Below are 14,338 nucleotides of genomic sequence, written 5' to 3' on the forward strand. Positions count from 1 at the left end.
CGCCACGAGGCAGGTCACCCGGCCGAACCTAGTCGCGTCGCAGGGGTCGCACAACGCCCCGTCGGGGCGTAGCCGGCGGGCGCGCCTCCCGGTCCGCCCGGGCCGCGAACTAGGCTGCTCCGCCGTGCTCGTGCTGCTGCCGCCCTCGGAGACCAAACGCGACGGCGGGGACGGCGCGCCGCTCGATCTCGCTGCGCTCTCCCACGACGCCGACCTCGGCGCCGTCCGCAAGGAACTGGTGGGTGAGCTCGTCGCGCTCACCGCCGACCGTCCGGCGGCCCTGCGAGCGCTGGGCCTGTCCGCGGGTCAGGCCGCGGAGGTCGACCGGGACGCCGCGCTGACCACGTCGCCGACGATGCCCGCGCTGGACCGCTACACCGGCGTCCTCTACGACGCCCTCGACTCCGGCTCCTTCACCCGCGCCGTCCGGGACCGGGCCCGGTCCCGGCTGGCGGTCTGCTCGGCCCTGTTCGGGCTGCTCGGGGCCGACGACCCGATCCCCGCCTACCGGCTCTCGGCCTCGGCGAAGCTGCCCGGCTCGGGCACCCTCGCGGCACGGTGGCGACCGGTGCTCGACCCGCTGCTGGCCCGGATCGCCGGCGGCGAGCTCGTCGTGGACCTGCGGTCCGGCGGCTACGCCGCGCTGGGCGCGGTCCCCGGCGCGGTGACGGTGAACGTCCTCGCCGTCCGTCCCGACGGCAGCCGCTCGGTGGTCAGCCACCACAACAAGTCGCACAAGGGCGGGCTGGCCCGGCTGCTGGCGACCTCGCGGGCCGAGCCGTCCGATGCCGGGGCGGTCGCCCGGATCGCGCGGCGCGCCGGGCACGCGGTGGAGCGGACCGGGAACCACCTCGACCTGGTGATCCCCGCCTGACGGGCGGTCCCACGATCGGAGCCCGACCGGGCATACCGGACACAGCACGCGATCCGGCAGGATCTTCCACATGGTCGAGCAGCTCAACGCCGTCGTGGACACCCTGCACCCGGTCCTGCAGGTCCTCGCCGTGGTGGTCATCGGGATCGTGCCGTTCCTGGAGTCCTACGTCGGCGCTGGCGTCGGGGCCCTCGCCGGGATGCCGGTCGTGCTCGCCGTCACCGCCGCCGTGGTCGGGAACCTGCTCGCGCTGGCCGTCGCGGTGTGGCTGGGCGACCGCGCCCGGCGCGGCCTCACCCGGGGCGGGGAGAAGCCGCAGAGCGAGCGGCGCCGGAAGCTGATCGCCCGGGTCGACCGGTACGGCGTGCCGGTCGCCTCGCTGCTCGCGCCGACCCTGATGGCGATCTCGCTGACCGCCTTCGCCATGGTCGCGGCCGGGCTGGACCGCAGGCAGGTCGTGGTGTGGCAGACCGTGACCGTCGTCGTCTGGGGCGTGCTGTTCGGCGCGCTCGGGCTCGGGGCGCTGAGCGCGCTGGGGTGAACCCGGCGGGCCCGGGGTCTCGGGGGTCTCGCCGCTGCGGAGTGCCCGACCGGTTCGGTCGGCCGGTCGGCCTGTCGTTCGCCTGGTCGGTGGCTCGGCGGACCTGTGGGCCGGCGGACCTGTGGGCCGGCGGGTCGGCGGGGTCGGCGGGTCGGCGGGTCGGCGGACCAGGCGCGATAACCGGTGGCGCCCGGGGGGCGACGCCCGGCAGTCTGCTCGTCGCCGGAGGGACCGGTGCGCGGGACGACCGCGCCGAGGGAGCGGGGAGGTGCGTACCGATGGCCGTCACGCCCGTCCGGGTGCGCGCTGCGCGCCCGTCCCGCCCGTCCCGCCCGTCCCCGCCCCGCGGCTGACCCGGCGCCTCCGAGAGGCGCGTCCGGCACCGCGTGGCGCCCTGCCGCCCTCCGGAGCCCACCGTGCACTCCTCGCACTCCTCGCACTCCTCACGACCGTCCGAACCCGTCCGCCGCCGTCGCCGCCGATTCGACGACGAGGACACCCCCGGCCGACCCGCGGCCGTCCCCTCCCACCTGTCCGATCTCGACGGTCGAGCCGGGTCCGACCCGGACGCCCCGCCCGAGGGTGACCGCTGGAGCACCTGGCCGTCGGTGCCCGCCGGATCGCGCGGGCCGCGCCCGTGGCCGTCCTGGCTGGTCACCGCGACCGGCGCCGTCGACCGCGAGCGCGGCGTGCTCAAGACCGGCAAGGAGGCCGACGTCCACCTGGTCGAGCGCGGTCTGCCCGGCCGTCCGGGAGTGCTGCTGGCCGCCAAGCGGTACCGCGACGCCGCACACCGCTGTTCCACCGCGACGAGGGCTACCTCGAGGGACGCCGCGTCCGGAGGTCCCGGGAGAACCGGGCGATGGCCCGGCGCACGTCCGTCGGCCGCGACATGATCGCGGTCCGGTGGGCGGAGGCGGAGTTCGCCGCGCTGGCCCGGCTGCACGACGCCGGCGCACCCGTCCCGTACCCGGTGTCGGTCGCGGGCACCGAGGTGCTGATGGAGTTCCTCGGCACCCCCGACGGCACCGCGGCGCCCCGGCTGGCCGCGTCCCGCCCGGGGCCCGACGAGCGGGACGCCCTCTGGTCAGGCCTGGCCCGCGCGCTCGGCATCCTGGCCGGCCTCGGGTACGCCCACGGCGACCTGTCCGCCTACAACGTCCTGGTCCACGACGGCCGGCCGGTGCTGATCGACCTGCCGCAGGTGGTGGACGTCGTCGGGAACCCGCGGGGGCCGGAGTTCCTGGAGCGCGACGTCCGGCGGATCGGAGAGTGGTTCGTCGCCCGCGGGCTCGACCCGGACGCCCCGGACTCGCTCCTGGCCGACCTGTGCAGCCGTCTGTACTGACGGCCCGGGCCCGCCACCGGGCAGGGCACCCGCGTGCCCTGCCCGGCTCGCCCCACAGGGCCCGCCCACGCCCTGCCCCGGCTCGCCCGCAGAGCTCGCCCACGCCCTACCCGGCTCGTCCCGCAGGGCCAGCTCACGCCCTGCCCGACTCGGTCCGTGGGCTCGCCCCCGCCCTGCGTCCGGCCCCGGCGCCGCAGCCGTCCAGGCCCGGGCACCACCGCACAGGCTCAGGCCCCGCCGCACAGGCACCGCCCCAGCCGCACAGCTACCGGTCCGGCCGCACAGATACCGCCTGAACCGCGCAGGCTCCGGGCCCACCGCACACGGTGCAACCCGCGCGAACGCCCGAAACCTGTGCGGTTGCGCCGAGGGGTGAGGGCGGGGTGGATGGGGGGCGGGCGTAAGATCGGTGGACGAGCGTCCGGCGTCCGAGCTGCCGGGCCGAGCCTTCCCATCACGGAGCGCGCGCCGCGACGACGCCGAGCCGCGCCCGGGCCCGTCGGCCGAGCACCCGCCATCGCAGAGGTCTCCGCAGGACGTGCCACGTCACGCGAGGAGACCTGTTGTCCAGGCCCCAGTTCCGTCCGCCGTCGCCCGACGCCCCCGAGCGGCGTCCGCGCCGCCGCGCCACCCGCCCGTCGGCGGCGCCCGGTGAGTCGGTCCCCCGCCGCGGCGACGAGCCCCGCGCGGCCCGCCGCGCGAGCGGTTCCCCCGACCGCGGCCCCCGCCACGGCACCGAGCACCGCCCCGGCGGTCCCGGGCACGACGCCGGCGACCGTCCCGGCGGCGCCTCCGGCAACCGTCGCACCGAGCGCGACGGGGGCGGTCGCGGTCGCGGCGGCCGTCGTCGCACCGGCGGTCAGCAGCAGTCCGGCCGCCCGGCCGGTCCCGCGTCCGGGGGTGGCCGCGCCGGTGGGCAGCGGCAGCGCTCCGCCGACGCCGAGGTCGTCCAGTGGACACCGCCGGCGACGGGCATGCCGTCCTTCGCCGAGCTCGGGCTGCCCGAGGCCCTGGTGAAGTCGCTCGCCGCGCAGGGATTCACCGCCCCGTTCCCGGTGCAGGCCGCCACCCTTCCCGACACCCTGGCCGGGCGTGACCTGCTCGGGCGCGGGCAGACGGGCTCCGGCAAGACCCTGGCCTTCGGGCTCGCGCTGCTCGCCCGGATCGCCGGTGACCGCGCCCGGTCGACCGCACCGCTGGGCCTGGTCCTGGTGCCGACGCGGGAGCTCGCCGGCCAGGTCGTCGACGTGCTGACCCCGCTGGCCGCAGCGGTGAACCTGCGGGTCACCGCCGTCGTCGGTGGTCTGTCGATGAACAAGCAGGTGTCCGAGCTGCGCCGCGGCATCGACCTGCTCGTCGCGACCCCCGGCCGGCTCACCGACCACCTCCAGCAGGGCACCTGCGACCTCTCCGAGGTCACGATCACCGCGCTCGACGAGGCCGACCGGATGGCGGACATGGGCTTCCTGCCGCAGGTCCGCGGGATCCTCGACCGCACCCCGTCCGACGGCCAGCGGCTGCTGTTCTCCGCCACCCTCGACGGCGAGGTCGACACCCTCGTCCGGCGCCACCTCACCGATCCGGTCACGCGCTCGGTCGCGCCGCCGACGGCGAGCGTCGACACGATGGAGCACCACGTGCTCGTCGTCGGCAAGGACGACCGCTCCCGGGTGATCGCCGAGATCGCCGCCCGCGAGGGCCGGACGATCATGTTCGTGCGCACCAAGCACGGTGCCGACCGGATGGTGCGGGTGCTGCGCCGCCAGGGCGTCGCGGCCGGTCCGCTGCACGGAGGGCGCTCGCAGAACCAGCGCAACCGAGCCCTCGACGAGTTCCGCACCGGCGAGGTGCCGGTGCTGATCGCGACCGACGTGGCCGCCCGCGGCATCCACATCGACGACGTCGGCCTGGTCGTCCACGTCGACCCGCCGGCCGACCCGAAGGCCTATCTGCACCGCGCCGGCCGGACCGCCCGGGCCGGGGAGGAGGGCGTCGTCGTCACGCTGTCCGCGCCGGAGCAGCGCGCCGAGGTGGACCTCCTCACGAAGCAGGCGGGGGTGCGTCCCGAGGTCGCGACCGTGACGCCCGGCCACCCGGACCTGGTGCGTGTCACCGGGGCGCGGGAGCCGTCCGGTGAGCCGATCGTCGTCGCCAAGCCGGCACAGCCGAAGCCGCGGGGCGGTCGCCCCGGCGCCGGGCGACGTCGCCGCTGACCCGTCGGCCGGACCGGCGACGCCCGGTCCGGCCGTACAGATCGTCTCCGCGCCGCGCGCGGTCCGTGGCTACCGCACGGACTCTGTGGTCGCTGCACAGCGTCGTGGCAGCCGCGCGGGTTCAGTCGCCACCGCGCAGGTTCCGTAGCCGCGGCGCAGGCTCCGTAGCCGCACAGGCCCGTAACCCCCGCACAGGTTCCGGCGCCGCCGCGCAGGCTCCGTCGCCGCACAGGCCCGTAACCCCGCGCAGGTTCCGGCGCCGCCGCGCGGATTCCGCCGTGGTGCTCGGTTCCTTCACCGCGGCCGGACAGGCTCCGCGGCGCCGCACAACCTCGGATCCCGCCGCACAACTTCGGATCCCCCCGCACACGTTCGGATCACGCCGCACAAGTCACAGCCTGTGCGGACGCCACAGTGCGTGTGCGAATGCACGGGACCTGCACGGATGCACCGCGACCTGCGCGGATGCGCCACGACCTGTGCGGATGCACCGCGACCTGTGCGGGTGCGCAGACGCGGAGGCTCCGGGGGTCAGGTGCGGCGGGCCTCGCGGCGCAGCTGCAGGATCCGGCCCGTCCCCGGGACGGCGACGAGCAGGACCCCGGCGATCGCGGCGAACAGCAGCGCGACGCCGGTCGGCAGCGTCCCGGTCAGCCACAGGAAGTTGATCACGACCGGCTCGGTGTTCTGCAGGATGAACACCAGCAGGAAGATCAGCACGACCGCGGACAGGATCAGCGCCGCCCACAGACCACCGGTGCGTGTGTTGGGGATCCTCCGCCGCACGGTCGGGGTGTCGTCACCGGCCGGACCGTCACCGGCGGAACCGGCGGAACCGGCCGCACCCCCGGCGCCCCCGGCACCCCCGGCACCGTCGCCCGTCGGGACGGCGACGGTCGGCTGCTCCGAGCGCTCCACCTCGCCGGACGGGACCCGCATCGCGGGATGGGTCGCGGGATCGGCCGTGGGGTCCTCCGGACCGACCCGGCCCCAGGCCGGCGCGTCCCCGCCCCGTCGATCGTCGCTCATCCGCACTCGTCCTCCTCGTCGTCCCTGCGCCCGGCGCGGCAGGAGTATCGCGCACGACGCCGTCCGGGGTGCCGCGGCGCGCTCGGTCGTGCACGATCGGTCACCGCAGCGCCGCAGCCGTCGTCAGGAGGACCCCCGTGGACCATGCCGAAGCCGTGCGGATCTTCTTCGCCGCCTCACCCGAGGGGGTGACCGTCCCCGGCGCCGTCACGGGTGGGAGCCCCGCCCGCGCGCTGCGCGACGCACTCGAACCGCTCGCGATGCACGACGTCTGGTCGTCGCGGGTCGGTGAGGCCACCGCCGCGCACGGGCACGACTTCTTCTCGGCCTACGTCACCGGCCGTGCGGCCCCGTTCGGTGCCGACGCGCCGCCGGAGCTGGTGGCCGCCGCCTTCGCCGTGTTCGAGCCGGGGTTCGTCGGGGACACCTGGGAAAGCGGGCGCGCCCTGCTCCCGATCGAGGACCTGCAGCGCCTGCGCGAGGACGCGACCGTCGAGAGCCTGCAGGAGATCCTCGGCGACGACCCCGATGTCGCCCCGGTCGCGGCGGTCCTCGAACGCGCCGTCGACGCCGTCGCCGGTGCCGGGCGGCCGCTGTTCGCCGCGCTGCGGGCACGCCCCCGCCCCGAGCATCCGGCCGGACGGCTGTGGCGGGCCGCCGACCTGGTCCGCGAGCACCGCGGCGACGGCCACGTGGCGGCGAGCGTCGCGGCCGGGCTCGACCCGGTGCGGATGGGGATCCTCGCCGAGCTGTGGGTCGGCTACCCGCTCGGCGAGTACTCCGGGACCCGGGCCTGGCCCGAGGAGTTCGCCACGGCGGGTGCACACCGCCTCGCCGACGAGGGCCTGATCACCTCCGCAAGCCCCGGCGCGGAGCTCACCGACGCGGGCCGGGCGTTCCGGGACGGCGTCGAGGCCGCGACCGACGCCTCCCAGGCCGATCTGCTCACCGCGCTCGGCCCGGACCTGGAGCACGTCACCGCGGCGCTGAACCGCTGGTCCGACGCGTGCGTGGCGGCCGGGGCGTTCCCGCCCGACGTCCGCAAGCGCGCCGCGGGCTAGCTCACGCGCGTCGCATGGGCAGGTGCGGGATGCCGTCCTCGACGAACCCCTCCCCCGCAACCACGAACCCGTGCCGCTCGTAGAAGGCGGCCTGGACCTCCTGGGCGTCCAGCACGCAGGTCCCGGACCCGACCTCGGCCAGCGCGGCGTCCATCAGCCGGTGCCCGAGGCCCTGGCCGCGGGCGTCGGCCCGGGTGCAGACCCGGCCGATCCGGTACCCACCGCCGGGCTCCTTCAGCAGCCGGAGCGTGGCGAGGATCTCGACGGTGTCCCCGGCGTCGCGGGCCAGCCAGTAGTGCCGGGTGCGGGGCTCGAGGTCGCGCCCGTCGAGCTCCTGGTACGCGCACTCCTGCTCGACCACGAAGATCTCGGTACGCAGCGCGAGCAGCGCGTACAGGGTGGCGAGATCGAGATCGGAGGCCCAGCTGCGGCGCACCGTCGCGCCCGGGGTGTGCACGGTCATCCGCTGTGGGTACCAGAGCCTCGTGAGCATCCGGAAGCGGTTAGCCTCGAGAGGTGGCCCACCATGATCTGGTCGTCATCGGCACCGGTTCCGGAAACACCTTCCTCGACGAACGCTTCGCCGGGCTCGACGTGGCACTGGTCGAGCACGGGGTGTTCGGCGGGACGTGCCTGAACGTCGGCTGCATCCCGACGAAGATGTACGTCTACGCCGCCGACGTCGCCGAGACGATCCGGCACGCGCACACCTACGGCGTCGACGGGTCGGTCGACAAGATCCGCTGGACCGACATCCGGGACCGGGTGTTCGGCCGGATCGACCCGATCTCGGAGGGCGGCCGGGAGTACCGCGTCGAGCGCAGCCCGAACGTCACCGTCTACTTCGGGCACGCCCGGTTCACCGCGGACCGCGAGCTCGCCGTCGAGCGCACCGACGGCTCGGGCACCGACACGATCACCGGCGACCGGGTCGTGATCGCGGCCGGGTCGCGCCCCGTCGCCCCGGAGGCCGTCACCGCGTCCGGCGTGCCGTTCGAGACCTCCGACACGGTCATGCGGGTGGACGACGTCCCCCGGCGGCTGGTGATCCTCGGGGGCGGGTACATCGCGGCGGAGTTCGCGCACGTGTTCTCCGCGCTCGGGGCCGAGGTCACCGTCGTCGCCCGCGGCCCGAAGCTGCTGCGCCACCTCGACGAGACCCTCGCCGACCGGTTCACCGAGATCGCCACCTCGCGCTGGGACTGCCGGCTCGGCCGCCAGGTCACCGCCCTGTCCGGCGACGGGACCGGCGGGCCCGGCGAGGTCACGCTCACCCTCGACGACGGCTCCGAGGTCGTCGCGGACACCCTGCTCGTCGCCACGGGACGGGAGCCGAACGGCGACCGGATGGATCTGGACCGGGCCGGCGTCACCGTGCACGACGACGGGCGGGTCGCGGTCGACGAGTTCCAGCGCAGCGTGTCCGCCGAGGGGGTCTGGGCGCTCGGCGACGTGTCGTCGCCGCACCAGCTCAAGCACGTCGCCAACCACGAGGCCAAGATCGTCGGCCACAACCTGGCGCACCCCGAGGACCTGCGCGCCACGAGCCACGCGTTCGTCCCGGCCGCGGTCTTCACCGAGCCGCAGATCGCCTCGGTGGGCCTGACCGAGGCGGAGGCCAGGGACCAGGGGCTGGACGTCACCGTCAAGGTGCAGAACTTCGGCGACGTCGCCTACGGCTGGGCGATGGAGGACAGGACCGGCGTCTGCAAGATCGTCGCCGAGAAGGGCACCGGGCGGCTGCTCGGGGCGCACCTGCTCGGCCCGCAGGCGTCCACCCTGATCCAGCAGCTGATCCAGGCGATGGTGTTCGGGCAGACCGCCGGCGAGCTGGCCACCGCGCAGTACTGGATCCACCCGGCGCTCCCCGAGGTCGTCGAGAACGCCCTGCTCGGCCTGGAGGTCTGACCCGGGGGTCAGCTCGCGGCGCGCCCGGGCCCCTCGACCGGCTCGCCCGGGGCCTCCGGGCGTGCCCCCAGCTCGGGGTCGTAGGGCGTCGCCGGGCGGGTCTCGTCGCGCAGCCCCTCCAGCAGCGTCGTGACCTCGTCCATGATCTTCTTCGTGGCCGCGTCCAGCGTGGTGCGGGTCAGCGGCTTCCCCGCGAACTCCGAGAGATCGACGGGCGGCCCGAGTGCGATGCCGATCCGCTTCCGCGGGAACAGCTTCGGCCTGCCCTCGGCGGGCAGGAAGTCCTGGGTGCCCCAGTTCGCCATCGGGATCACCGGGGCGCCGGAGCGCAGCGCGATCCGCGCCACGCCGTTCTTCGGCTTCATCGGCCAGCCCTCGGGATCGGCCGTGTAGGTGCCCTCCGGGTAGACGGCGACGACCTCGCCCCTGCTCAGCGCGTCGATCGCGCCGGTGAACGACTCCCCCACCCGCTTGGACGCCCGGTACACCGGGATGTGCCCGCCCTGGCCGAGCACCCACTTCACCACCGGGACGCCCCAGAGCTCACCCTTCGCCATGAACCGCGGGATCCGCCCGTGCGTCGTGCCGAACGCGATGTCGAAGATCGGGTCGGAGAACGAGACGTGGTTGCCGACGAGCAGCGCACCCCCGGTGCGGGGCAGGTGCTCGGCGCCGCGCCAGCCGAGGCGGGTGCCCCACAGCACGATCGGCCAGATCACCGCGATCGCCAGCCCGAACCAGAACCCCGACCCACGACGGCGGCGCCGCAGCGTCGCCGCGATCCGACCGCGCACCGTCAGCTCCGGTGGCATGCCCATCGTCCGTACCCCTCTCCGGCCCGCACGGGCCCGGTCCCGTCGCGCACATCCTGGCCCGCCGACCGCGGCCGGCTCGACCGGGGCGGCGGTGGCGGCGGCCGCCCCGCCCGCCGGACCACATCCTGCGCGGCGGCCCCGGCACCCGCGTCCGTGCTCCTACCGGGCGGGCGCCGCCGGCCCCACGACCTGTGACAACGCTCGCAGACCGCCGTCCCCGCCCGCTTCGCCGCGCGGGGAGCTGTTCCACCGAAATACGATCCCGGTGCGGACCGTGATCGGGCGCCGCCCGGATGTGACGTCGGTCCCACCGGATCGGCCGGTCCGGGCCCGGCGGACGAACCACACGACGCGACCGTCCCGGTGCCCCGCGCACCCCGTCCCCGTGAGGTGGCCGTGCCCGATCCGTTCCCCCGGCTGGAGACGACCGGTGCCGCGCGCACCGGACCCGCGGCCGTCGTCCTGGTCGCGCACGGCGGCAAGGCCCACTCGACGGCGCCGTCGCCGCGCCGAGGGCTCGCCCACTGGCGGATGCTGCCGTTCGCCCGCGCCGTCGAGGCGGGCGGCCGCGGCCTGCGCACCGAGCTCGGCGAGGGCGTCGCGGTCCACGTGCTGCGGTACCGGGTGAAGGGCTGGAACGGGCAGGCCATGGACGCGTTCCGCGACGTCGAGTGGGCGCTCGGCGAGCTCGGCCGCCGCTACCCGGGCCGCCCGGTCGCGCTGGTCGGGCACTCGATGGGCGGCCGCGCGGTGCTGCGCGCCGCGGGCGGGCCCGGTGTCGTCGCCGTCTGCGGGCTCGCGCCGTGGCTGGACGGCTCGGACCCGGTCACCCAGCTCGCCGGCCGTGCGGTGCTGATCGTGCACGGCGACCGCGAGCGGATGACCGACCCGGCCGCGTCGTACGCCTACGCCCTGCGCGCCCGCGAGGTCACCCCGCGGGTGGCGCGGTTCGACGTGCTCGGCGACGGCCACGCCATGCTCCGCCGGGCCGGGGACTGGACGTCGCTGGTGTCCCGGTTCGTGCTCGGCGAGCTCGGGGCCGAACCTCTCGACCCGTCGATCACGAATGCCATGGCGGAACCGGCCCCGGACGGGCTGCGGGCCGCGCTCACCCCGGCGCGCGGCTGAGCCCGGCGGTGGATCCGACGCGAGAAGGAGTGGTGAGCCGATGACCGGCCGACCGACCGTCGCGGTGGTGGGCAGCGGGGTGTCCGGCCTGACCGCCGCGTACCTGCTGTCCCGCACCCACGACGTCACCCTGTACGAGGCGGACGACCGCCCCGGCGGCCACGCGCACACCCACGAGCTGGCGACGTCGGACGGCGGGATCAGCCGCGTCGACACCGGCTTCATCGTGCACAACGACCGCACCTACCCGAACCTGCTGCGGCTGTTCGGCGAGCTGGGCGTGTCCACGCAGGACTCCGACATGTCGATGTCGGTGCGCTGCGACGGCTGCGGGCTGGAGTACGCCGGGGCGCAGCGCATCGGCGGATTGTTCCCGCGGGCGTCCAACGCGGTCCGGCCGCAGTACCTGCGGATGCTCGGCGAGGTGGTCCGGTTCCACCGGCACGCCCGCCGGGTGCTGGCCGACGAGGCGGCGGGCGACGTCACCCTCGGTGCGTTCCTCGCCATCGGCGGCTACTCCCGCTACTTCGTGCAGCACTTCATGATCCCGGTCGTGTCCTGCGTGTGGTCGGCGGGCGCGGCGCTGTCGATGAGCTACCCCGCCCGCTACCTGTTCACCTTCCTCGACCACCACGGGATGCTGGCGATCGGCGGCTCGCCGCAGTGGCGCACCGTCACCGGCGGGTCGCGGTCCTACGTGGACCGGATCGTCAAGCAGCTGCCCGCGGTGCGGACCGGCACCCCGGTGCGGTCGGTGCTGCGCACCCCGGCCGGCGTCGAGGTCCGCGACGACGGCGACGCGGTCGCCGCGTTCGACCGGATCGTCGTCGCGACCCACCCCGACCAGGCGCTGCGGCTGCTCGGCGACGACGCGACCGCCGCCGAGCGGGAGGTGCTGGGCGCGTTCGAGTACTCGCGCAACGAGACCTGGCTGCACCACGACGCCTCGCTGCTGCCGCGTGCCCGTGGCGCCCGGGCGTCGTGGAACTACCTGAAGCCGGCCTGCGCCGACTCCGCGGAGGCGCCGGTGCTGGTCAGCTACGACATGAACCGCCTGATGCGGCTCACCGACCCCGACGACTGGGTCGTCACGCTGAACGGGTCGGGCCGGGTCTCCCCGGACGCCGTCGTCGCCCGGATGCAGTACGAGCACCCGATCTACACGCCCACCTCGGTCGCCGCACAACGCCGCCTGCCGGAGCTCGACACCCCGGTGACCGCGTTCGCGGGGGCGTACCACGGCTGGGGCTTCCACGAGGACGGGTGCGCCTCCGGTGTCCGCGCGGCCCGCGCGCTGGGTGTCGCATGGTGACCCCGGCGCTGTACGACGCCGAGGTCCGGCACGCCCGCCGCCGCGACCTCGAGACCGCCTTCGCGCACCCGACCTACCTGTGGCTGGTCGATCTCGACGAGCTGCCGCGGCTGCCCCGGTGGCTGCGCCCGTTCGCCCGGTTCCGCGCCGCCGACCACCTCGGCGACCCGGACCGCACGATCCGGGCGAACGTCGACACCTTCCTCGCCGCGCACGGCATCGACCTGGCGGGCGGGCGGGTGTCGATGCTCGCGAACGCCCGGGTGCTCGGCCACGTGTTCAACCCGATCTCGGTGTTCTGGTGCCACCGCGCCGACGGCTCGCTCGCCTGCGTGATCGCGGAGGTGCACAACACCTACGGCGAGCGGCACTGCTACCTGCTGCAGCCCGGCGACGGGGACGGCGACGGGGACGGCGACGGGCGGTACCGCGCGGCCAAGGAGTTCTACGTCTCCCCGTTCCTGACCGTGGACGGCCACTACACGATGCGGCTCCCGGAGCCCGGCGAGCGGCTCGGGATCGCGGTCACCCTGCACCAGGAGGGCGCACCGGCGTTCGTCGCGACCCTGACCGGCCGCCGCCGCACGGCGACGCCGCGGGAGGTCGCGCGCACGGTGCTGCGCAGGCCACTGGTGACGCTCCGGACGTCCGCACTGATCCGGCGGCACGGCATCGCGCTGTGGCTGCGCCGACTGCCGATCGTGGCCCGGCCCACGCGGCCACCGCAGAACCAGACGAGCCAGCTGGACGAACAACAGCAGGAGTCCCGCGCAGCCGACCGTTCCGAGGAAGGGGTCACGCGATGACCATGCAGCACGACCTGTCCCGTGACGACTCCCCGCGGCCGGCCGGCCGGCCGCGCACCCGCGCCGTCCCCCGCCCGAACGAGGGGATCTGGCCGGGACTGGCCACCCCGCCGTCGGCGCCGGTGAAGGCCCGGATCGCGGAGTCGTTGTTCCGCAACGCCGTCCGCAGGCTGCCGGTACGGGTGGTGTTCCCCGGGGGCGAGCGGATCGGCTCCGGCGGGACCGACTCGCCGGTGATGCGGATCGAGCGCCCGGCCGCGTTCTTCGCCCGGCTCGGCGCCGACTCCAAGATCGGTTTCGGCGAGTCCTACATGGCGGGCGACTGGACGACGACCGACCTGCCCGGCCTGCTCACCCCGTTCGCCGCCAGGCTGTCGACGCTGATCCCGCCGGTGCTGCAGCGCCTGGCCCGCCGGTACGTGGAGGCCCGCCAGCCCCGCGAGGAGGTCAACTCGCTGGAGGGGTCGCGGGAGAACATCCACCGCCACTACGACCTCTCCAACGACCTGTTCGCGCTGTTCCTGGACGAGACCATGTCCTACTCCGCGGGCTGGTTCGCCGATGGTTCCGACGACCTGGTGCTCGCCCAGGAGCGCAAGATCGACGGCATCCTCGACATGGCGGGCGTCCGCGACGGGATGCACGTGCTGGAGATCGGCACCGGCTGGGGCGGTCTCGCGACCCGCGCCGCGCAGCGCGGGGCCCGCGTCACCACGCTCACCATCTCGGAGGAGCAGAAGACCCTCGCCGAGCAGCGGATCGCCGAGGACGGCGTCGCCGACCGGGTGCAGGTGCTGCTGCGCGACTACCGCGAGGCCCGGGGCAGCTACGACGCCGTCGTCTCGGTGGAGATGGTCGAGGCGGTCGGCGAGGCGTACTGGACGACCTACTTCGCCGCGCTGGACCGGCTGCTCGCACCGGGCGGGCGGGTCGGTCTGCAGTCGATCACGATGCCGCACGACCGGATGGTCGTCGCCAAGGACGACTACACCTGGATCCACAAGTACGTCTTCCCCGGTGGCCTCATCCCGTCGGTCACCTCGATCGAGCGCAACCTGGCGGCCGACACCACGCTGCACGTCGCCGAGCGCCGCAGCCTGGGCTTCGACTACGCCCGCACCCTCGGCCACTGGCGCGAGCGCTTCCTGGACCGCTGGGACGACGTCGAGGAGCTCGGGTTCGACGAGACCTTCCGCCGGATGTGGGAGTTCTACCTGGGCTACTGCGAGGCCGGGTTCCGGGTCGGCTACCTCGACGTCTTCCAGTTCTCGCTGCAGCGCAAGCCGTCCTTCTAGAGGAGAAG

At 75.1% G+C, this 14,338-nt stretch carries 12 protein-coding genes and 1 pseudogene; 10 read left to right on the top strand and 3 right to left on the bottom strand.

What is annotated here, in order from left to right; translation table 11 throughout:
- Positions 1–124: 124 nt before the first annotated feature.
- From yaaA to AD017_RS05560, 4 genes and pseudogenes are all read left to right on the top strand, one after another.
- Complete coding sequence (yaaA, locus tag AD017_RS05545) at positions 125–874, top strand: peroxide stress protein YaaA (protein ID WP_060573302.1); 750 nt, start codon at positions 125–127, stop codon at positions 872–874.
- Positions 875–944: 70 nt separating this feature from the next.
- Positions 945–1,415, top strand: a complete 471-nt coding sequence (locus AD017_RS05550) for a hypothetical protein (RefSeq protein WP_010226033.1) — start codon at positions 945–947, stop codon at positions 1,413–1,415.
- A gap of 416 nt (positions 1,416–1,831) precedes the next feature.
- Positions 1,832–2,763 (top strand): annotated as a pseudogene (locus AD017_RS05555) (serine protein kinase RIO).
- 563 nt (positions 2,764–3,326) lie between these two features.
- The gene (locus AD017_RS05560; RefSeq protein ID WP_369821662.1) at positions 3,327–4,976 is read left to right on the top strand and encodes a DEAD/DEAH box helicase; all 1,650 of its coding nucleotides are present in this window, start codon (positions 3,327–3,329) and stop codon (positions 4,974–4,976) included.
- Positions 4,977–5,507: 531 nt separating this feature from the next.
- On the opposite strand, the gene AD017_RS33250 is transcribed toward AD017_RS05560, so the two are convergent.
- Positions 5,508–6,005: a lipopolysaccharide assembly LapA domain-containing protein gene (locus tag AD017_RS33250; protein ID WP_227012667.1), complete on the bottom strand. Its 498-nt coding sequence runs from the start codon at positions 6,003–6,005 to the stop codon at positions 5,508–5,510.
- Positions 6,006–6,142: 137 nt separating this feature from the next.
- Between AD017_RS33250 and AD017_RS05570 the strand changes: the two genes are divergently transcribed.
- The gene (locus AD017_RS05570; protein ID WP_060573304.1) at positions 6,143–7,066 is read left to right on the top strand and encodes a hypothetical protein; all 924 of its coding nucleotides are present in this window, start codon (positions 6,143–6,145) and stop codon (positions 7,064–7,066) included.
- Position 7,067: 1 nt separating this feature from the next.
- Here the strand turns inward: AD017_RS05570 and AD017_RS05575 are convergent, their stop codons facing one another.
- The gene (locus AD017_RS05575; RefSeq protein ID WP_060573306.1) at positions 7,068–7,529 is read right to left on the bottom strand and encodes a GNAT family N-acetyltransferase; all 462 of its coding nucleotides are present in this window, start codon (positions 7,527–7,529) and stop codon (positions 7,068–7,070) included.
- A 53-nt stretch (positions 7,530–7,582) separates the two neighbouring features.
- Between AD017_RS05575 and AD017_RS05580 the strand changes: the two genes are divergently transcribed.
- Positions 7,583–8,974, top strand: a complete 1,392-nt coding sequence (locus tag AD017_RS05580) for a mycothione reductase (protein ID WP_060573308.1) — start codon at positions 7,583–7,585, stop codon at positions 8,972–8,974.
- Between the two features lie 8 nt (positions 8,975–8,982).
- Here AD017_RS05580 and AD017_RS05585 read toward each other — a convergent pair whose 3' ends face one another.
- Positions 8,983–9,792, bottom strand: coding sequence for a 1-acyl-sn-glycerol-3-phosphate acyltransferase (locus AD017_RS05585; protein ID WP_227012668.1), 810 nt, complete (start codon positions 9,790–9,792; stop codon positions 8,983–8,985).
- Between the two features lie 393 nt (positions 9,793–10,185).
- Between AD017_RS05585 and AD017_RS05590 the strand changes: the two genes are divergently transcribed.
- From AD017_RS05590 to AD017_RS05605, 4 genes are read left to right on the top strand one after another with little or no spacing between them, the layout of a single operon-like run.
- Complete coding sequence (locus tag AD017_RS05590; protein WP_060573312.1) at positions 10,186–10,917, top strand: alpha/beta hydrolase; 732 nt, start codon at positions 10,186–10,188, stop codon at positions 10,915–10,917.
- Between the two features lie 40 nt (positions 10,918–10,957).
- Positions 10,958–12,229, top strand: a complete 1,272-nt coding sequence (locus AD017_RS05595) for an NAD(P)/FAD-dependent oxidoreductase (RefSeq protein ID WP_010229885.1) — start codon at positions 10,958–10,960, stop codon at positions 12,227–12,229.
- Positions 12,223–13,035: a DUF1365 domain-containing protein gene (locus tag AD017_RS05600; protein WP_060573314.1), complete on the top strand. Its 813-nt coding sequence runs from the start codon at positions 12,223–12,225 to the stop codon at positions 13,033–13,035. Before AD017_RS05595 ends, AD017_RS05600 begins: the two co-directional genes overlap by 7 nt.
- Positions 13,032–14,330, top strand: a complete 1,299-nt coding sequence (locus AD017_RS05605) for a cyclopropane-fatty-acyl-phospholipid synthase family protein (protein ID WP_082538347.1) — start codon at positions 13,032–13,034, stop codon at positions 14,328–14,330. The genes AD017_RS05600 and AD017_RS05605 overlap by 4 nt, the downstream gene beginning before the upstream one ends.
- Positions 14,331–14,338: the final 8 nt, after the last annotated feature.

The sequence above is a fragment of the Pseudonocardia sp. EC080619-01 genome (assembly GCF_001420995.1).
Classification (GTDB): domain Bacteria; phylum Actinomycetota; class Actinomycetes; order Mycobacteriales; family Pseudonocardiaceae; genus Pseudonocardia.